The 19,314-nt window shown below is 35.4% G+C and carries 17 protein-coding genes; 13 read left to right on the top strand and 4 right to left on the bottom strand.

Features of this window, described 5'->3' with window-relative positions; all coding sequences use genetic code 11:
* Nucleotide 1 precedes the first annotated feature (1 nt).
* Both IGI43_RS07475 and efrB read left to right on the top strand, forming a co-directional pair.
* A complete protein-coding gene (locus IGI43_RS07475) occupies nt 2-1,732 on the top strand; it encodes an ABC transporter ATP-binding protein (RefSeq protein WP_438757185.1) in 1,731 nt (576 codons plus the stop codon).
* On the top strand, nt 1,729-3,495 hold the full coding sequence (efrB, locus tag IGI43_RS07470; RefSeq protein WP_438757184.1) for a multidrug efflux ABC transporter subunit EfrB: 1,767 nt from the start codon (nt 1,729-1,731) through the stop codon (nt 3,493-3,495). The genes IGI43_RS07475 and efrB overlap by 4 nt, the downstream gene beginning before the upstream one ends.
* Before the next feature lie 62 nt (nt 3,496-3,557).
* Here efrB and IGI43_RS07465 read toward each other — a convergent pair whose 3' ends face one another.
* The gene (locus tag IGI43_RS07465) at nt 3,558-4,178 is read right to left on the bottom strand and encodes a flavin reductase family protein (protein WP_438757183.1); all 621 of its coding nucleotides are present in this window, start codon (nt 4,176-4,178) and stop codon (nt 3,558-3,560) included.
* Between the two features lie 23 nt (nt 4,179-4,201).
* Entirely contained in the window at nt 4,202-5,173 is a 972-nt protein-coding gene (locus tag IGI43_RS07460) for a ring-cleaving dioxygenase (protein ID WP_438757182.1), read from the bottom strand.
* Nucleotides 5,174-5,340: 167 nt separating this feature from the next.
* Between IGI43_RS07460 and IGI43_RS07455 the strand changes: the two genes are divergently transcribed.
* The 10 genes from IGI43_RS07455 (at nt 5,341) to IGI43_RS07410 (ending at nt 15,266) form a co-directional block, all read left to right on the top strand.
* Nucleotides 5,341-6,210 carry an SPFH domain-containing protein gene (locus IGI43_RS07455; protein WP_438757181.1) on the top strand — a complete coding sequence of 290 codons (870 nt, stop codon included), beginning with the start codon at nt 5,341-5,343 and terminating at the stop codon, nt 6,208-6,210.
* A 47-nt stretch (nt 6,211-6,257) separates the two neighbouring features.
* Nucleotides 6,258-6,914, top strand: a complete 657-nt coding sequence (locus tag IGI43_RS07450) for an HAD family hydrolase (protein ID WP_438757180.1) — start codon at nt 6,258-6,260, stop codon at nt 6,912-6,914.
* A gap of 266 nt (nt 6,915-7,180) precedes the next feature.
* Entirely contained in the window at nt 7,181-8,518 is a 1,338-nt protein-coding gene (gene nox, locus IGI43_RS07445) for a H2O-forming NADH oxidase (protein ID WP_438757179.1), read from the top strand.
* 577 nt (nt 8,519-9,095) lie between these two features.
* Complete coding sequence (gene mltG, locus IGI43_RS07440; protein ID WP_438758828.1) at nt 9,096-10,316, top strand: endolytic transglycosylase MltG; 1,221 nt, start codon at nt 9,096-9,098, stop codon at nt 10,314-10,316.
* Nucleotides 10,317-10,574: 258 nt separating this feature from the next.
* Nucleotides 10,575-11,048: a transcription elongation factor GreA gene (greA, locus tag IGI43_RS07435; RefSeq protein ID WP_069645635.1), complete on the top strand. Its 474-nt coding sequence runs from the start codon at nt 10,575-10,577 to the stop codon at nt 11,046-11,048.
* A gap of 199 nt (nt 11,049-11,247) precedes the next feature.
* Entirely contained in the window at nt 11,248-11,979 is a 732-nt protein-coding gene (gene liaF, locus IGI43_RS07430) for a cell wall-active antibiotics response protein LiaF (protein WP_438757178.1), read from the top strand.
* The gene (locus IGI43_RS07425; protein ID WP_438757177.1) at nt 11,976-13,079 is read left to right on the top strand and encodes a sensor histidine kinase; all 1,104 of its coding nucleotides are present in this window, start codon (nt 11,976-11,978) and stop codon (nt 13,077-13,079) included. The genes liaF and IGI43_RS07425 overlap by 4 nt, the downstream gene beginning before the upstream one ends.
* Nucleotides 13,054-13,686: a response regulator gene (locus IGI43_RS07420; RefSeq protein WP_438757176.1), complete on the top strand. Its 633-nt coding sequence runs from the start codon at nt 13,054-13,056 to the stop codon at nt 13,684-13,686. Before IGI43_RS07425 ends, IGI43_RS07420 begins: the two co-directional genes overlap by 26 nt.
* A 278-nt stretch (nt 13,687-13,964) precedes the next feature.
* On the top strand, nt 13,965-14,630 hold the full coding sequence (locus IGI43_RS07415) for a potassium channel family protein (protein WP_438757175.1): 666 nt from the start codon (nt 13,965-13,967) through the stop codon (nt 14,628-14,630).
* A gap of 324 nt (nt 14,631-14,954) precedes the next feature.
* Nucleotides 14,955-15,266 (top strand): HesB/YadR/YfhF family protein, encoded by a 312-nt coding sequence (locus IGI43_RS07410; protein WP_438757174.1) that lies wholly within the window; start codon nt 14,955-14,957, stop codon nt 15,264-15,266.
* Between the two features lie 115 nt (nt 15,267-15,381).
* Here the strand turns inward: IGI43_RS07410 and IGI43_RS07405 are convergent, their stop codons facing one another.
* Nucleotides 15,382-16,869 (bottom strand): helix-turn-helix domain-containing protein, encoded by a 1,488-nt coding sequence (locus IGI43_RS07405; RefSeq protein ID WP_438757173.1) that lies wholly within the window; start codon nt 16,867-16,869, stop codon nt 15,382-15,384.
* A 409-nt stretch (nt 16,870-17,278) separates the two neighbouring features.
* Here IGI43_RS07405 and IGI43_RS07400 point away from each other — a divergent pair, with 409 nt between their 5' ends.
* Nucleotides 17,279-18,217, top strand: a complete 939-nt coding sequence (locus IGI43_RS07400; protein ID WP_438757172.1) for a glycosyltransferase family 2 protein — start codon at nt 17,279-17,281, stop codon at nt 18,215-18,217.
* Nucleotides 18,218-18,268: 51 nt separating this feature from the next.
* Here IGI43_RS07400 and IGI43_RS07395 read toward each other — a convergent pair whose 3' ends face one another.
* A complete protein-coding gene (locus IGI43_RS07395; protein ID WP_438757171.1) occupies nt 18,269-19,231 on the bottom strand; it encodes a phosphoglycerate dehydrogenase in 963 nt (320 codons plus the stop codon).
* Nucleotides 19,232-19,314: the final 83 nt, after the last annotated feature.

Here is a 19,314-nt window from a genome sequence, read left to right as displayed (position 1 = left end):
GTTGAAATTAATGTGGCGTTACACGATGAGATACAAGAAATTATTATTTTTAGATTTCATCTGTGTATTTGGATTTATATTGATAGAACTAGGTTTACCAACGATTTTAGCACGAATGATTGACGTTGGGATCAAAAATAATGATTATGATTATGTAAAACAGCAAGGTCTATTGATGATCGGGATCACGGTCGTCGGTGTGGTAATGAATATCATGTTAGGATATTTTGGTTCCCGAATGACAACAAATATTGTACGTGATATTCGTGATGATTTATTTGAAAAAGTACAGACTTTTTCCCATCGTGAATATGAAACAATAGGTGTCTCTTCACTGATTACAAGAACAACGAATGATGCTTATCAAATTATGTTGTTTATGGGAAATATTTTACGGATAGGTTTCATGACGCCGATGATGTTTTTTGTCAGTTTATATATGGTCATGCGGACAAGTCCGTCATTAGGTTGGTTCGTTTTAGGCGCATTGCCATTTCTTTTGGCAGCTGTGATATTGATTGCTAAAATATCTGAACCTTTATCTAATAAGCAACAAAAAAACTTAGATGGAATCAACGGGATTTTAAGAGAAAATCTTTCTGGTTTGCGAGTGATTCGTGCTTTTGTGAATGAAAAATTTGAAGAAAGCCGTTTTAGCAAAGTAAATGAAGACTATACGAAAAGCTCTAAGAGCCTTTTTCGTTTGATGGCAGCAGCGCAGCCAGGCTTTTTCTTTTTATTCAATATCGTGATGGTGTTGATTATTTGGAATGGTGCCTTACAGATCGAACAAGGCAGCTTATTAGTCGGAGATTTGATCGCGTTTATCGAATATATTTTCCATGCATTATTCTCATTTATGTTATTTGCAAGTGTCTTCATGATGTATCCTCGTGCGGCCGTTTCAGCTCGTCGAATTCAAGAAGCTTTTGATATGGAGCCTGTAATTCGTGAAAATGAAGCGGGAATCACAGAGACTAAGACAAAAGGCTATCTAGAATTTAAAAATGTCACCTTTGCGTACCCTGGACATTCAGAAAGTCCAGTAATTCGTAATGTTAGTTTTACCGCTTCACCGGGTGAAACTGTTGCATTCATCGGTAGTACTGGGAGTGGGAAATCGACGTTGATCCAATTGATCCCGCGTTTTTACGATGTTTCAGAAGGAGAAGTTTTACTTGATGGCATAGATGTACGTGATTATAAATTAAGTACGTTACGCAACAAGATTGGTTATATTCCGCAAAAAGCGTTGCTATTTACTGGGACGATCGCGGAAAATATGCGTTATGGTAAAGAGGATGCAACCATCGAAGAGATGGAATTAGCAGCTGATATTGCACAAGCGACAGAATTTATTTCGCAAAAACCTGACGGATACGATGAACTTCTTTCAGAAGGCGGAACCAATTTCTCAGGCGGTCAAAAACAACGTTTAGCAATTGCTAGAGCCGTGATCCGACGTCCTGAAGTTTATATATTTGATGATAGCTTCTCAGCATTGGATTACCAAACGGACGCGAATTTAAGAGCTCGTTTGAAAAAAGAAACAACAGAGTCAACTGTTTTGATTGTCGCTCAACGAGTAGGAACAATCATGAATGCAGACAAGATTGTTGTCTTAAACGAAGGAGATGTCGTTGGCATCGGTACCCATCGTGAATTACTTGAGAATTGCCCTATCTACTATGATATTGCTGCATCTCAATTGTCAGAGGAGGAATTAGCATGAAAAACGCACTTTCTTCCATTAGACGTTTAGGTAGATACATCAAACCGTATAAAGGAACATTTATTCTAGTCATTATTTTCACAATTTTGACAGTTGCATTTAATGCAGCATTGCCTTATGTTTCAGGTTTGCCTATTACGGAGATCAGCAATAATGTTGCAGCAGGTGACGGGCTGAATTATTCGTATATCATTCAGTGCTTGATTTGGATATTGATTGTAGGTCTAGGGTATTGCGCGGCACAATTTCTATCTGGTTTTTTGATGGCCACAGTCGTACAACATGCTATGCGTGATTTACGTCGCGATATTGATGAGAAAATCAATCGTTTACCTGTTTCTTATTTTGATAAAAATCAACAAGGAAATATCTTGTCTCGTGTAACAAACGATGTAGATGCGGTTAGTAATGCAATGCAGCAAAGTTTTATTAATATTGTTTCGGCTATCCTTGGGATCGTAATGGCAGTTGCGATGATGTTTTATATTAACTGGCTGATGGCGCTGATTTCTGTTGTGATGATCCCATTATCATTATTGATATCTAAAACAATTGTTGGTATCTCCCAAAAATACTTTCAAGGGATGCAAAATGCACTTGGGACGTTAAATGGTTATGTTCAAGAAAATATGACCGGCTTTAGTGTGTTGAAACTATATGGACGAGAAAAAGAAACATTGGAAGGCTTTAAAAAAGTCAATCATAACTTAAATAATTTTGGGTTCAAAGCTGCCTTTATCTCTGGATTGATGCTCCCGCTTGTACAGATGACAGCTTATAGTGCCTATATCGGCATGGCTGTTTTAGGTAGTTATTACGTTATTACAGGCGTAATCGTTGTGGGACAACTCCAAGCGTTCATCCAGTATATTTGGCAGGTCAGCCAACCAATGGGAAATATTACGCAATTATCTGCGGCGATACAAAGTGCTTCAGCTGCAACAACGCGTGTATTTGAAATTTTAGATGAACCAGAAGAAGAGTTAAACGAACATGATATTCCTTTACCAGCAAAAGTTCATGGATCGGTTCAGTTTGATAATGTCAGCTTTAGTTACGATCCTGCAAAACCATTGATCAAAAACTTGAACTTTGAAGTGGAAGCTGGCCAGACGGTTGCAATCGTTGGGCCTACTGGAGCAGGTAAAACGACATTAATCAATCTATTGATGCGTTTTTACGATGTGAATGAAGGAGCAATCAAGATCGATGGTATCGAAACAAAGAAAATGGATCGTAGTGATGTCCGTTCGGTATTTGGGATGGTTCTGCAAGATGCTTGGTTATATGAAGGAACGATTGCAGACAATATCCGTTTTGGTAAATTAGATGCAACCGATTATGAAGTAGTTGACGCGGCCAAGACAGCCAATGTTGATCATTTCATCCGCACGATGCCTGATGGTTATGAGATGGAAATCAATTCTGAAGGGGACAACGTTTCTCTAGGTCAAAAACAATTATTAACGATAGCCAGAGCAGTGATTTCTGATCCGAGAATTTTAATTCTAGATGAAGCGACAAGTTCTGTCGATACTCGTTTAGAAGCCTTGATTCAAAAAGCAATGGAACGAGTCATGCAAGGGCGCACAAGCTTTGTGATCGCTCACCGCTTGTCAACTATTCGTGAAGCTGATCTGATCCTTGTCATGAACCAAGGTGAAATCATTGAAAAAGGTACACATAATGAGTTATTAAAGCAAGGCGGTTTTTATGAAAAACTATATAACAGCCAATTTGCTGAAGATGGCGACTACGATTAATAATAAAAAGGAAAGACACCGAGTGAGGTTGTCTTTCCTTTTTTTATGTCCTAGCTTTTTTCCTAATCTGGTCTAATTAAATCAAACAGTCCATCAATATGAGCGTACGTATTCCCTGCTAAACGTGCAATGGGCTTAAATACTTCTGATAAGACATATTCTTTTTCTTGATCAAATAGATTGTCATCAAAATAAAAATCAGTTATTTCAACGATAAATAGATCTGTAATGATCTGATCATCATGATTTTTGACGGGAACATATTGATGCAATCTAGCTTCCATACGAATAGGTGCAGCTGTGATCCCAGGGACCTTCACTGATTTACTAGACGTTGTATCTATTTTATTGAGGATGATTTCACTTTGGTCATGGGCTAAAGAAGCCGCTGTTTGATTCATTGATTGAACAACTTGGTCATTGACTAAGTGGATCACCAATTCCTGAGTATCTAGAATATTTCTAGCAGTATCTTTTATTTCACCATCCCGCCTAAGAATCGACAAGGTTACTAATGGGATTTCAGATGCTGCTGCGTTAAAAAAACTGAACGGTGCTGCATTCACCGTTTTGCACTCTTTACTTAGCGTTGTCACCCAAGCGATTGGACGTGGGATGATGCTGCCCGATAGAAATTTATAGGCTTGTTTTGATGATAAATCTTTAGTTGGATAATGCAACATAAGGCTTCTCCATTTCTTCGCTATTAACGCGGTTTATTTGCATCAGACGTATCAAAAGGACGAACAAATTCTTCGATTTCTTTTCTTTTACCTTCTAAAAATGGGGGCAAGGATAATTTTTCTCCTGCTGCTTCATAGGTCTCATCTTCTAAAAAGCCAGGACCATCAGTGGCTAATTCAAATAGAATATGAGGAGCCGCTCTGAAATACTCAGATTCAAAATAAAAACGTTCAACAAAACCAGAGTTAGGAAATTGAAGTTGATTGATTTTACTAATCCAAAAACGTAAAGCATCTTGATCTGCCACACGAAGAGCCAAGTGATGAATATTTCCAAAGCCTTCTTGTGCGTCTGGAAGGTCATCTCGATGTTCAACAATGATACTGCCACCATTTCCGCCTTCACCTACTTCAAATAGATGGAAACTTCCCTCGGCATCTACTAACTTAAATCCCAGTACGTCAACTAAAACTCGTTGCATATGTTCAAAATCTGCTACAGTCACGAAAACGGGTCCTAACCCTATTAAAGCATGTTCAGCTGGAACATCTGTCTTTTTCCAAGGCGTTCCACTAGCTACACCTTGATTTTTTTCATCAGAAATCAATTGATATTGTTGCTTATCGAAATCTTCAAATTCGATATATTTTTTACCAAAACGTTCTTGAATTTCTCCATGATCGATTTGATTTTCATTAAAACGATCAATCCAATAAGTCAAAGAAGCATCGTTTTTAACGCGAAATGATGTGCGGGAAATAGTATTTGTTCCTTTACTACCTTGTGGAATACCCGGGAAATCGAAAAAAGTCATATCAGTCCCGGCTGAACCAAGATCATCAGTGAAGTATAGATGATAGGTTTCGATGTCATCTTGATTCACCGTTTTTTTGATTAGGCGCAAGCCTAGTGTATTAGTAAAAAAGCGATAAATTTTCTCTGCACTTGATGTGATAGCTGTAACGTGATGAATTCCTCTAATTTGTGTATCCATAATGTAAACCCTCCAAATTAATAATTATTATCCGTTCCTTACTAAAAGTAAGTTTACATCTAAACTAATAATTAAGCAACTTTTTTGTCTTCTCCTAACTATTGATGCAAAGAATAAAGAGGAGTACTATAAGAATAGTAAATGGAAAAAGAAAGTAGGAGAACGCTATGGAAGAGAAAAAAACATTTCATATCAATGGCTATATCGCATTAGTAGTGCTAGTTATTTTAATTATTATTGGCGGTTATTTTATGTATGGTGGTTTAACTGACGAGCGCTTTGTTATGATTGCTATTGGCTTGGTTTTATGGGGAATATCAGCTTTATTTTTGAGTTCACTAACGATTGTTAGTCCAAATCAAGCCAAAGCCATTTTATTTTTTGGACAATATTTAGGTACAATCAAAGATAACGGCTTATTTGTGACAACACCTTTAACACAAAAAATCAACGTTTCATTAAAAGTGCGTAATTTCAATAGTTCGCTATTAAAAGTCAATGATTCAGATGGAAACCCAGTGGAAATTTCTGCAGTTGTTGTTTTTAAAGTTGTCGATACGGCCAAAGCCTTGTTTGATGTGGACCGCTATCAAGATTTTATAGAGATCCAAAGCGAAACAGCTATTCGCCATATTGCGACGCAATATCCTTATGATACATTTAATGACGACGATGTAACGCTACGTGGGAATACAACTGAGGTATCAGAAGAAATGGCAAAAGAATTGCAAGAGCGCTTAGCTGTTGCTGGAGTGGAGGTCATTGAAACTCGTTTGAATCACTTAGCTTATGCAACAGAAATTGCAAGTGCGATGCTGCAACGCCAACAAGCCAAAGCGATTCTATCAGCAAGACAAATTATTGTCGAAGGTGCAGTATCTATGACACAAATGGCATTGGAACAAATCGAGGACGGTCAGGAAATCAATTTTACGGATGATCGTAAAGTTCAATTGATCAATAATCTTTTAGTATCGATCATTACGGACAAAGGGACTCAGCCTGTGATCAATACAGGAGATGTTCACGAAAGATAAACTAAAATTCTACTCGATCATACAGAAAGGCAGGGTTATCTCTTTAAATGCAGTATAAAACAATAGTATTCGATTTAGATGGAACAATTACAGATTCGGGGGATGGAATCATCCATTCTGTACTCTACGCGTTAAATAAAATGCACGTAAAAAAGCCAGATAAACATGAGCTAGAGTCCTTTATCGGTCCTCCCTTAAAAGATTCATTTATAAATATATGTCAATTAGATGATACGTCGGCTGATCAGGCAGTCGGGTATTATCGTGACTATTACCAAGCTAAAGGAATGTATGAAAATCATATCTATGAAGGAATTCCAACAGTACTAACTGACTTAAAACAAAAGGGTTGTACTCTTTATGTTGCAACGTCTAAACCAGAAATTTATGCTAAACAAATCCTAGCTCATTTTGATCTGGACCAATATTTTACTGGGATATATGGTGCTAGTTTGGATGGTATACGGTCAAAAAAAGGAGATGTTATTCATTACGCATTGAAAGAAGCCCAACTCACTAAATTAGAAAAAACAATAATGATTGGTGACCGTAGCCATGATATAGTAGGAGCAAAGGAAAATAAGTTGGCTAGTATAGGCGTCTTATATGGATTTGGTGATCGAGTTGAACTGGAAACTGCTGGTGCAGATTATATTGCTGTGACTACTGAAGAGCTAAAAGAAATAATTACTAAAAGCAAATAAAGAACGAGCTTCGATTTGGGAGGCTCGTTTTTTTACTATTTCGATCGTTTGATTAGTGTGAGTCAAATGATAAAATTATAAATGATCGTGTTTTAAATTGACATTTATATCTAGAATTACTTTTTATGAAAGTCAGGATCATCAGAGTACTTCAATATGAAAATGTGAAATTCTCAAATATTTCAATGAAATAGCAACAAATTGATAAAAGAAAGCCTTTTCTTCGGGTATAATTAAGTTCAATACATCACAAGAAGGAGATTATTATGAACAAAACAAAAACTGTTATTGTAGGTGCCAACCATGCAGGGATTGCAGCAGCAAACACATTATTAGATACTTATCCAGATCAAGAAGTCGTGATGATCGACCGAAATACAAACCTTAGCTATTTAGGATGTGGAACAGCGCTATGGGTGGGTCGCCAGATCGAATCATACGAAAATCTATTTTATACGAACAAAGAAGCCTTTGAAGCAAAAGGGGCTAAAATTTTTATGGAAACAACTGTCGAACGAATTGATTTTGATCAGAAAATTGTTTATTGTAAAAAACAAAATGGTGAACCATTCACAGAAAACTATGACAAATTGATTCTAGCTACAGGATCAGCACCGATTAATCCAACTATTCCAGGTAGAGACTTGAAAAATGTTGAATTCTTAAAACTTTTCCAAGATGGTCAAACAGTAGATGCTGCAATGGCTGATGAAGAAGTAAGAACAGTTGCCGTGATCGGAGCTGGTTATATTGGTGTTGAAATCGCTGAGGCAGCTAAACGCCGCGGTAAAAATGTTCTGTTATTCGATGCAGAAGCAAGATGTTTACCGAATTATTATGACAAATGGTTTACAGATGATATGGATAAAGTTTTGACCGATAACGGTATTGAGCTCCATTACAATGAGTTGGCTAAAGAATATAAAGGAACCGAAAAAGTTGAAGCAATCATAACAGAAAAAGGAGAATATGCGGTTGACCTTGTCATCAATGCAATTGGTTTTAAACCAAATAATGATTTGGGTAAAGACCATTTAGAATTATTTGCAAATGGTGCCTACCTTGTAGATCTCCATCAACAAACGAGTGACCCCAATGTCTATGCAGTCGGGGATTGTTCAACGATTTTCTCAAATGCAGTGCAACAAACAACTTATATTGCTTTAGCAACAAATGCTGTTCGCTCAGGAATTGTAGCGGCTCATAACGTTGGCGGAACAGCGTTAGAATCAATCGGTGTCCAAGGCTCAAACGGAATTTCAATATTTGGTTATCACATGGTTTCTACAGGTTTGACTGTTCAAGAATCAGAAAAATTAGGTTTGAAGGTAAAATATACTGAATTTGAAGACTTACAAAAACCGGGATTTATGAAGGAAAATAACAAAGTAAAAATTAGAATCGTTTATGAAGAAGATTCCCGCCGCATTATTGGAGCGCAAATGGCATCTTATGAAGATATCTCTATGGGAATTCACATGTTCTCATTAGCAATCGAAGAAAAAGTGACGATCGACAAACTAAAATTATTAGACATTTTCTTCCTACCGCATTTTAACCAACCTTATAACTATATTACAATGGCGGCTCTGAGCGCAGAATAATTAGGAAAAAGATTGAAGAAAAGGCATTTAAGAAAACATGACTATCTATTCAATTTGAAAAAAGCTGAGATAGAAGTATTTACCCCCGAAAAATAAGTAGGAATTCATGAAAATTGTTCTTCGGATTTTTGTGAATTTCAGCTTGTTTCAGAAGGTGACTGCTTTTGTTTCTAACATTTATTTATATCTAAGGTGTGAAACAAAAGTGGAGTTTACTTTTGTCCGCACCCTTATTTTTTCATTTTAGCAAGAAAACAAATCTTACAAGTTAGTGACGATTCTCTAAAAAAGTTTAAATTTAAAAAGCTTTCATGTATAATGGTAAAAGTTAAGGAAGATACATAGAAAGTAAGGAGGATTTGTTTTGGCAGAAGATAACCAAAATAATCAAGATCATTCCAATTCTTCATTCAAAGATCAGGTCTTGCGTTCTTTGCGAGGAGAAGAAATAGGAAATGATGATTCAGCTTCTTCTGAACACAATGCTCAGAACGTATCACAGCAGAATGAAGCAGAATATAATAGAACACATCAATCTCAACTAAATAACCAAGAAGACGCGATAAAACAAGATGAAATGGAATCAGTCGGCTCTCGCAGTAGAGGGCATCAAGCAAAACAACCAGAGCTATCGGATGAACAATTGGAATCTAAGAGTACTCAGATTTCTGAAGATAATTCTAACAAGCGTACAAGAAAGAAAGAAGAGCGTATTGTTAGTAGAATCGTGTTGATCGTAGCATCTGTTTTGTTATTAGTGATTGCCATTTTTGGCTTTACTTTTTATAAGTACGTTAATGCAGGACTACAGCCGCTTGACAAAAAAGATAACAAGTTGGTTCAAGTGCACATTCCAGAAGATTCATCAAATAAGAGAATTGCAAATATTTTAGAAGAAAATAAAATTATCAAAAGCGGGATGGTCTTTAATTATTACGCAAAGTTCAAGAATTTGACTGATTTTCAGGCAGGCTATTATCAAATGGCGCCAGATATGTCACTAGATGAGATCGGTGCGCTTTTAAGAGAAGGTGGAACAGCGGAGCCAACACAACTTGCCGATGGAAAAGTAACGATCCCAGAAGGATTTGATATTGATAAAATCGGAGATGCAATCGAAGAAAATACTGATTTCAAAAAAGATCAATTTATTGAATTGATGAAAAATCAATCCTACTTTGATACGATGAAAGAAAAATATCCAGAATTATTAGAAAGTGCCGCTGAAGCAAAAGATGTTCGTTATCACTTTGAAGGTTATCTATTCCCAGCGACATATGACTACTACAAAGATGCAAAATTAGAAGATTTTGTCGAGCAAATGATAGCGAAATCTAATAGCGTGATCGAACCGTTTATCCCAATGGTCCATGCTAAAGGTATGACGATCCAACAAGTGTTGACACTTGCTTCATTGGTAGAAAAAGAAGGCGTAAAAGAAGAAGACCGTAAGAAAATTGCTCAAGTTTTCTTTAATCGGATTGCCGCGAATATGCCATTACAATCAGATATTTCAATTTTATATGCGTTAGGTGAACATAAAGAGTTAGTTACGTACAAAGATTTAGAAGTAGATTCGCCATATAATCTTTATAAAAATACTGGTTATGGACCAGGTCCTTTAGATAGTCCTAGTGAGCAAGCAATCAATGCCGTTTTAAATCCAATACCAAACGATTATCTTTATTTTGTTGCGGATATTTCAACAGGAAACGTTTATTTTGCTGAGACATATGAGCAACATCAAGAATTTATAGAACAATATGTAAATAAAACAGAGACTGAAAAAAGTGAATAACTTTTTTCTTTGCGTAATATATTACGAGCCAACCTATTCCTTAGGCGGCTCGTTTCGCTTTACTCAGAATTTTCGAGTTCAGGCATAAGAGAAAGGCTGAAGGAGATGTCTATTAGAATTTCTAGAAGATTTATAAAAATTAAGTGAATATTATTTACAATTTGCTTAAAGCGTGGTACTCTTTTCTGGATTGAAAGCGGAATTTTTCAACAAAAATAAAATAAAAATATTGTAGTAAGTTAAGAAGGAGAAATTAACATGGTAGAAAAAGTATTCCCTATGACCCTTGAAGGCAAAGAAAAATTAGAACAAGAACTTGAAGAACTAAAAACAGTTAAACGAAAAGAAATCGTTGAACGTATAAAAATCGCAAGAAGCTTCGGTGACTTATCAGAGAACTCTGAGTACGAGTCTGCTAAAGATGAACAAGCATTTGTAGAAGGAAAGATCACTACTTTAGAAAATATGATTCGTTTTGCGGAAATTATTGATAATAATGGTGTTGATACTGATGAAGTTTCAATTGGAAAAACAGTGTCATTTATTGAATTACCTGATGGTGATGAAGAAGAATATACTATTGTAGGTAGCGCAGAAGCGGATCCATTTTCTGGTAAAATTTCAAATGATTCACCAATTGCACAAGCATTGATTGGTAAAAAATTGAATGATCAAGTTGCTATTGCAACTCCTGGTGGCGATATGCAAGTAAGAATCACAAAAGTTGGTTAACAAAACAATTAATAAGAACAAAGGGCGGGCCAAAGCTAGTATTAGTTTTGACTTGCCCTTTAAACCTGATTAATTAATGAACAGATCCCTATTCGTTTCAGGAAAATTAGGGCTAAAGTCCTATAGAAAAATGAGCCTTTAGCAACTAACATTAATAGGGGAATCAAGGTATACTAATCTTATTGAAAGGGGGATTATAATGAATAACCCATGGCGTTTTTTTATCGTAGTAGAAGCATTACTTTTTATATTAGCCTTATGGCAAATTATACATAACCCAGGACTAGCAGTAGTCTTAGTACTAGGTATCTTGAGTGCTGTTTATGCATTAAAAAAGGTTTCACGCAGTAATTTTAATAATTTTCAATTAGTTTTAGGCGTTATTTTGATTTTGATCGGAGTAATGAATAGCCCTGCATTTTGGTTGATGTTAGTATTCGGCGTTTTATTTATCGGTTTAAAAGGTGTAGAAATCGCGGGTGTTGATATCACGCAGCGGGCACCTTGGAGAAAGAAACAAATGATTATGGTGGAAACGACGAACATTGAACCGAAAAGTGGTCGACGTTTCAAGCGTCCCTGGTTTGCCAATGAACGTATCGGCAATAATGTTTATGAGTGGGATGACATCAATATAGATGTTTTATCCGGGGATACGATCGTCGATTTAGGAAATACGTTACTACCTAAAGATGACAGCATTATTATTATTCGAAAAGGTTTTGGACGCACAAGAATTTTAGTTCCCTTAGGTGTTGCCGTAACACTTGAACATTCAACTTTCTATGGAAATGTAAACTTTGAAGAAGAGAAATACCATCTGAAAAATGAATCATTAAAAGTTTATAGCAATGATTTTGATACAAATAATCGCCGCTTAAAAATCATCACAAATACATTAGTCGGGGATCTTGAGGTGATTCGTGTATGATGGGTAAGATTTCTCGACAGATGGTTTCTTTGTATGCTGCGTGCAGCACGTTTATTGTTGTTTTACTTACATTATTTTCATACTTTCATTCTATTAAGCAAAAAAATTGGATGTTGGAGTTACTTCAAAGGAAAGTATTTTACATTCCTTTGATTTTCCATATGCTTTTGATTTCGCTATTGGTGGGTCTATCGACCTTTTTACTCGTATCTATTGTACAAAAATCACAATATGGTAAAATTGAAGAAAAACTTCGTTTGTTGGCAAGAGGAAGCTATGAAAATCCTGTCCTTAGTAAAAGTGTCTTACATGCGAGCAATGATCAATATATTGGCGAAGTCGATCAAGATATCTTAAAAATCAGAACGAAATTATTAGAAATGTCAAAGGAATTGCAATTATTAAATAGTCGTCCGTTATTAATGGATGGAGAGACAAAAGAAGAAATTTTGGAAGAAGAGCGCCATCGATTGGCGAGAGAACTTCATGATTCTGTGAGTCAACAATTGTTTGCTGCAATGATGATGCTATCTGCTTTAAATGAGCAAGCACAACGCAGTGAAACACCAGAAATATTCCGAAAACAATTAGTTACAGTCACAGATATTATCAATGCCTCTCAATCTGAGATGCGCGCCTTATTGCTTCATTTGCGTCCTGTAAGTTTAGAAGGAAAGAGTTTACGTAAAGGGATCGAGCAATTATTAAAAGAGTTACAAACTAAAATCAAGATAGAATTGACTTGGGACGTTGAGGATGTTCATCTGAACAATAGTATTGAAGATCATTTATTTAGAATCGTTCAAGAACTTTTATCCAATACACTTCGACATGCCAAGGCAAAAGAACTTGAAGTATATCTTCATCAAGTAGACAAAAATGTTTTGTTGCGTTTAGTTGATGATGGTGTCGGTTTTGATATGGCTGAAAATGATAATAAAGCTGGCAGTTATGGACTGAAAAATATACGAGAACGTGTTGCTGGAATGGGCGGTATCGTGAAGATTATTAGTTTTAAAGGACAAGGGACAAGCGTTGAAATCAAGGTGCCTGTAATAAAGGAGGAAGAAACAAGTGATCAAAGTAATGTTAGTGGATGACCATGAGATGGTACGATTAGGTGTATCTTCTTATTTATCGATTCAAGAAGATATTGAAGTCGTTGGCGAAGCTGAAAATGGACAGATCGGTTATGAAAAAGCGTTAGAATTACGACCTGATGTAATTTTAATGGATCTAGTCATGGATGTGATGGATGGAATTGAATCGACAAAGGCAATTTTAAAAGATTGGCCACAAGCACGAATCATTATTGTCACTAGTTTTATCGATGATGAAAAGGTTTATCCCGCGATTGAAGCTGGAGCTGCTGGGTATCTGTTGAAGACTTCGACGGCTCATGAGATTGCAGATGCTATCCGTGCTATCTCTAGGGGAGAGCGTGTTTTAGAACCAGAAGTAACGACTAAGATGATCGAGCGTTTGACAAAAAAACAAGAACCTGTTTTACATGAAGATTTGACCAATCGCGAACATGAAATTTTGATGTTGATAGCTAAAGGACGTAGTAATCAAGAAATAGCTGATGAGCTATTTATTACGCTGAAAACGGTCAAAACACATGTCTCGAATATTTTAGCTAAATTAGATGTTGAAGATCGAACACAAGCAGCGATCTACGCGTTTCAGCACGGTTTAGCAAAATAAAAGTATGCTCATTTAGTAATCGAAAGTCAATGGAGAGCGTGAGTGTAATCAATTATACTTTAGTTACTTCTTAAAAAACGTGCAATGCATTTTATGCACTGTGCGTTTTTTTGAAATCACACGAAGAATCTGCTTTTTTTCAATGTTCATTTGGAGATGATGATAGTCATTGCGCGCTTTTTTCATATTTTTAAGAAATAAAATACGGCTTCTGTTTCTGTTCAATTGTTGGTCTGTTTGTTATACTTAATTTAAATTTAACGGTAGGAGAAATAAACATGAAGCAAAATTTTGCAATTATTGGTCTTGGAAGATTTGGAGGCAGTATCTGTCAGACGTTGATCCAATCTGGTCAAGAGGTCTTAGCAATCGATAGCAATGAGGATCGAGTGAATGAATATATGAACATTGCAACTCATGCGGTTGTAGCGAACGCTCAAGATGAAACAACACTACGCTCTTTGGGGATCCGTAATTTTGACCATGTTGTCGTTGCGATTGGTGAAGATATTCAAGCAAGTATTTTGGTCACTCTAATGGTCAAAGAAATGGGGGTGCCAAACGTTTTAGCAAAAGCTGTAAATGAATACCATGCCAGAGTATTAGACAAGATTGGTGCTGACCTAGTTGTTCATCCAGAACGTGATATGGGGATCAGGGTAGCACATAAATTAGTTTCTAGAAATATTTTAGACTATATAGAATTATCAAATGAAGTATCATTAGCTGAAGTTCGTGTCTCTAATCCAAAATTTTATGGCAAAACGTTAGGTGATCTGAACTTTCGTCAGCGTTTTGGGTTGACGGTTGTTGCCATACGGCGCTCAAAGTCACAAGTGATTGCATCACCTGCTGCTGAAGAAATAGTAAGAGAGAATGATAATTTACTCGTTGTTGGAGAAACAGATGATGTCGATTTGTTGGATGAAAAGATGAATGGGTAAACTCAGGCAGTTTATTCTCTGAAAATCAGACTCTATGCTAAAATGGAAATTATAATATAGGGTGTTCTTAACTTGGTGAAGTTCGTTGTGTTATGAGGGATAATACCTCATAAAAAGATAAAACTGGACTGTGTCCAGAGAACGTACCACTATTTTTCAATCATAACTGGGCCAACCAGTTATGATTTTATATTATTTAGCTTCAAGAGTCAGCCTTTGGATAAATAAAAAATACACGTTCTAAATTACAAGTCCGATATTTTTATTTTTTTCCTATCGAGGCTAAATGAACTTTTTCAGCTTTTAAATCAGGAGGAATTCAATATGAAATTAACGATTACGCCACATGCGCAACAATGGTTTAAAGATGAAGTGGGTGTTACTTCGGATAGTGGTATTCGCTTTTATGGGAAAATTTATGGTAAGACAGATGTTCATGAAGGTTTTTCTATCGCGATGTCTGTAGAAGCACCGGATCAGCCTTTAGTCAAAGAAACGATTGATGGGGTTACTTATTTTATTGAAGAAACAGATGATTGGTTTTTTAAAGGTTATGACTTATTAGTGGATTATGATGATGAAAAAGACGAACCAAAATATAACTTCGCTGAAAACAAAGAAGACTTGAAACAATAGTTGGAATACTGTTTCAAGTGCATAGGATATTATAAGGAGAGGCACAAAACGATTGCTGATTTTGTATCCTCTCCTCAAGCATGAAGAGACAACGACACTGAAAAAAACAAATGAATCAAACAGTTAAAAAAGCAGATTTTAGTTTATATCTTTTATGTAAAGTATCTATAAGTCCCACTTGATAATCCAATGATGGAGATAATGGAATTATTTGGAAATTAGCAGTCTGTCTGATTTTATCTGGTAATAAAAGTTTTGATGCCGCTATGTAAAAATCATAGTTGTCCTCAGAGGTTGAAGAAACAAATGAGACGCTGATGAATGAAATTTGTTCTAAAAAATCAAATAGAGATTGTAGAAAAATAGCATTTGGCGATAAAATTATGCCTACATTCAATTGATATTTTGGATTACTTCGTTCATAAAAAGGAAGTAATAAAAACGAATAAATATAAACTAAATCTTCTAAACAGTTTTTTATCCACGCAAATTCTGTATTTAAAATAATTTCATTTAAGAATGCCCGAACTTTCTTCGAAAGAGGTTCATATAAAGGGTTTTGATCTTTCATGCAAGATTCCATAAAATTAATAGCAATCGGCAATGAATCTTTTATGACAAAGTGATTGAGGCAAGTCGTAAAGAGGTTCGTATTCAGAACTGTTTTTTCATCGTCAGATAGTTGTTTTTCTGAAAATAAAGGCAGGTAGAATGCTTCAAGACGTTCAATTAAATTTCCTAACGGTTGCTGGTCACTTTCCATATACGCTTTTACATAAACAATTCTAGGATCATCTGCATAAAAATAAATACTCCAGTAAAACATCATAAATGACAGAAAAATAGATTCTCTTTCTATGAAATGTTGAGGAACATTTGCTTTTTCTAATTTTTTAATAAAAGACATACTTGTTTTTGGAAAAGCTAATTGTTTAAAAGGTGGTTCGATGATAAAATGTTTTTTTTGAATACGTAAGTGAGAGATTGTTGTAAGTAAATACCATTCTCTAGGCTCCGTATAAGTCATCCATTGGTGATCTTCTGCATCAAATAAATCAAAGCCTCTTTTCGTTTCATCTAAAGCTAAAAAAAGATCTTCTCCATATGATGCGATCCAAAAAAAGTTTAAATAAACGATGCGAATTAGGTTTTCTTTTCCAGTAAGTTGGAGTTTTGAACAATTTAACTGAATATCGAAATCTTTTAAATAATTGATCAGCGGTTGAAGTCTTCGGATGATTGATGCCCGGCTAATAAAGTGATCTCTACAAAAATGTTCTATTGTATAATTTTTTTCTAATATCGTTGCAAGTAAAAATTTGTAAGGCAAACTTTTACGAAACAAGTATTGAGAATATGGAATGTCACGTAACGTGGATGAATCAATATGTACTTTTCCTTGATCTGTTAATAACGCAAGACCCTGTTTTTCCATAAGATCCTCGTGTATTTCAGAAAATAACGAATTTAAGCGAGCATAAGAAAAATCTGTGAATTGTTCAAAATAATGAACGCTATATGTACCATTAGCTGTGAGCAGTAATTGATTAAAAACGCTGATTTTACGTTGAGCAACATCATCTAATAGAATGTCTTCAAGCATATTTAGTCTCCTTTAGGTATTTAATTATGATTTTTCTAATATTAAAGTTATAAATGTTATGAAAAATAGTATAATATAGATATAAATCATTTGCCTCATCTATAATACCTATTTACCTATTATATTTCAATTAGAAATTAAACATAAATAAAAAACATAAGAATTATTTAAAAACTTTTAAACGCTTGAAATATATTTTTAAATGCTTTATTTAATAGTATTTCTATGGTTTTATTTTTTAATTAATAAAAAATGTTTGTTATTTATATTGAGGGTGCTTTCTTTTGGCCCGTACATTTACCTATATAAACATCTGACTATGCTAAACAAGACTATTCATAATTTTATTACAGTTCTTATGTATATCTATGCTATAATCAGAAAAGAATACTTTTTTGGAGGAAATTTTATGCTATCAATTATTGTTCCTTGTTACAACGAAGAGGAATCAATTCCATTGTTTTTTGAAGAGGTGGAGAAAGTAAGTTCACAAATTCAACATAATATAGAATACATATTTATTAATGACGGCTCAAAGGATCAAACACTAAATGTTCTTAGAAAATTATATAAAGAGCATCCGGATAAAGTTCGTTATCTTTCTTTTTCTAGAAACTTTGGAAAAGAAGCTGGACTTTATGCAGGACTTAAAGAAGCTAGAGGTAACTTAGTTACGGTAATGGATGTTGATTTACAAGACCCCCCTGAATTACTACCTAAAATGATTCAAATCTTAGAGACAAATAAAGAATTGGATTGTGTGGGGACAAGACGAGGGGATCGTGAAGGTGAGCCACCTATTCGCAGTTTCTTTGCTCGAATGTTTTATCGATTAGTCAACAAAATCGGAGAAACTGAGATGGTTGATGGTGCCAGAGATTTTCGTATGATGACACGTCAAATGGTGGACGCTATTTTAGAATTAACGGAATATAATCGTTTTTCGAAAGGAATTTTTAGTTGGGTTGGCTTTAACACGGAGTATCTTTCTTATGAAAATCGTGAACGTGTAGCAGGCTCTACTTCATGGTCATTTTGGAATTTATTAAGTTATTCGATTGATGGAATTGTTAATTTTTCTGAAGTACCATTGAATTTAGCTTCTTATGTTGGCGCTTTTTCATGTGTTGGATCTGTCATAGCAATGTTTGTTATTTTCTTTAGAACAATCTTTAAAGGAGATCCTACTAGCGGATGGCCCTCAATGGTTTGTATTATTTTATTTGTCGGTGGAATGCAATTGCTTTGTCTAGGGATCATTGGCAAATATATCGGAAAGATTTTCTTGGAGACGAAAAAACGTCCGATTTACCTCGTGAAGGAAACAGAAAAAGATCAACAACATTAAAAATACTGACTCGAATCTTTTTTAAATGATTTGAGTCAGTATTTTTTTAGTTTAATACCCTTGGTGCAAGGCTATTTCATTTTTTGATAACGTATTGTCTTGTATAAATTGTCTAAGGTTTTGCACGAAAATCGCCAATAGTTTTGCTTTGAACCCAGGTGTCAAACCAGAAATATGAGGAGTGATTAAAACATTCTCTATTTCCCATAAAGGACTGTCTTTAGGTAAAGGCTCCTCTTCAAACACATCTAAAGCAGCAAAACTTAGTTGACCTTCGTTTAACGCATGAATTAAATCTTCTGTTTGAACGGAAGGACCGCGACCGACATTCACAAAGACAGTTCCAGGCTTCATGGAAAAAAACATTCGCTCATCATACAGTTGATAAGTATCTTCAGTTAGAGGAAGTATATTCACGACAATATCCATTTCCTTTATGATGCGACTCATATTTTTGTGAGAATAGCATTCGATAAAGCCATTCGTTACATGACCAGAAGTGTTTACTCCATATGTTTGGATACCTAAACCTTTCGAAAAGGCAGCAAGTTGTTGTCCAATCTGTCCAGTTCCGACGACCAACATTTTTTGTGTAGACAGTTGCTTATAGGAAATATCCTCTCGGGTCCATTCTTTGTTTTCTTGATGAGTGATACTGGTGCGAATGCCTCTAAATTCAGCCAGTAAAACACCCAAAACGTGTTCAGAAATTGAAATACTGTGGATGCCGCTAGCGTTAGAAAGTAAGATTCCTTTTTCAGCAAAGCAGTCTAAATCGTATGTGTCGACACCAGCAGAAATAGATTGAACCCATTTTAAGCGGCTTGTTTCAGAGTTCAATAAGCGCTGTCCTAATTCTTTGTCCCAACCTAACATAATCACGATATCATCCTCAATTACTTGTGATGATTCTCTTGTAGCATCAATAACCATATAATCAGGAGCACTTTGCCTGATCGTTTCAACTTGTTCTTCTTTCATTTGTTCGTAAAGATAAATTAGTGGTTGTCCCATGCTGATTCCTCCTTGCTAGTTCATTGTAACAAAAAAGTATCTCAAACGAAAAAAGATTGAACTATTGCGCATTTCAATCTTTT

It is taken from the genome of Enterococcus sp. AZ126 (assembly GCF_051714545.1).
Taxonomy (GTDB): domain Bacteria; phylum Bacillota; class Bacilli; order Lactobacillales; family Enterococcaceae; genus Enterococcus_L.
The sequence above is the reverse complement of the archived record's forward strand: the minus strand, read 5'-3'. Positions and strand labels throughout refer to the sequence as shown.

Coding starts and splice junctions, on each gene's coding strand:
- IGI43_RS07455 (WP_438757181.1), top strand. CDS start 5,341: ATGGAAGAGAAAAAAACATTTCATATCAATGGCTATATCGCATTAGTA.
- greA (WP_069645635.1), top strand. CDS start 10,575: ATGGTAGAAAAAGTATTCCCTATGACCCTTGAAGGCAAAGAAAAATTA.
- liaF (WP_438757178.1), top strand. CDS start 11,248: ATGAATAACCCATGGCGTTTTTTTATCGTAGTAGAAGCATTACTTTTT.
- IGI43_RS07450 (WP_438757180.1), top strand. CDS start 6,258: ATGCAGTATAAAACAATAGTATTCGATTTAGATGGAACAATTACAGAT.
- IGI43_RS07400 (WP_438757172.1), top strand. CDS start 17,279: ATGCTATCAATTATTGTTCCTTGTTACAACGAAGAGGAATCAATTCCA.
- IGI43_RS07425 (WP_438757177.1), top strand. CDS start 11,976: ATGATGGGTAAGATTTCTCGACAGATGGTTTCTTTGTATGCTGCGTGC.
- IGI43_RS07395 (WP_438757171.1), bottom strand. CDS start 19,231: ATGGGACAACCACTAATTTATCTTTACGAACAAATGAAAGAAGAACAA.
- IGI43_RS07415 (WP_438757175.1), top strand. CDS start 13,965: ATGAAGCAAAATTTTGCAATTATTGGTCTTGGAAGATTTGGAGGCAGT.
- efrB (WP_438757184.1), top strand. CDS start 1,729: ATGAAAAACGCACTTTCTTCCATTAGACGTTTAGGTAGATACATCAAA.
- IGI43_RS07405 (WP_438757173.1), bottom strand. CDS start 16,869: ATGCTTGAAGACATTCTATTAGATGATGTTGCTCAACGTAAAATCAGC.
- IGI43_RS07465 (WP_438757183.1), bottom strand. CDS start 4,178: ATGTTGCATTATCCAACTAAAGATTTATCATCAAAACAAGCCTATAAA.
- IGI43_RS07410 (WP_438757174.1), top strand. CDS start 14,955: ATGAAATTAACGATTACGCCACATGCGCAACAATGGTTTAAAGATGAA.
- nox (WP_438757179.1), top strand. CDS start 7,181: ATGAACAAAACAAAAACTGTTATTGTAGGTGCCAACCATGCAGGGATT.
- mltG (WP_438758828.1), top strand. CDS start 9,096: ATGGAATCAGTCGGCTCTCGCAGTAGAGGGCATCAAGCAAAACAACCA.
- IGI43_RS07460 (WP_438757182.1), bottom strand. CDS start 5,173: ATGGATACACAAATTAGAGGAATTCATCACGTTACAGCTATCACATCA.